1 protein-coding gene is annotated in these 223 nt (G+C 62.8%); it reads left to right on the top strand.

Annotated elements, in window-relative coordinates; translation table 11 throughout:
• Positions 1–44 precede the first annotated feature (44 nt).
• A partial coding sequence (locus E4K09_RS28460; RefSeq protein WP_134500981.1) for an HPr family phosphocarrier protein occupies positions 45–223 on the top strand: 179 nt, incomplete at its 3' end.

Here is a 223-nt window from a genome sequence, read left to right as displayed (position 1 = left end):
TATATCAACATAGCCTCGCGCGTTCTGTCGGGAAAATAGGAACCATGGATCAGCCCCTCGATCAGGACTGTCCCCCCGCTCCTGTGCCCGAGGGAGCGGAAGTCCGGGAGCGTTCCATCATCAACCGCCGAGGTCTTCACGCCCGGGCCTCGGCCAAGTTCGTGCAGACCGTCGAACGCTTCGATTCGGATGTCACCGTCACCCGCTGCGGCGAGACGGTGGG

Origin of the sequence: Microvirga pakistanensis (genome assembly GCF_004458765.1) — a bacterium.
GTDB lineage: Bacteria > Pseudomonadota > Alphaproteobacteria > Rhizobiales > Beijerinckiaceae > Microvirga > Microvirga pakistanensis.
Note: the sequence above shows the minus strand (reverse complement) of the source record. Positions and strands in the feature narration are given on the sequence as shown.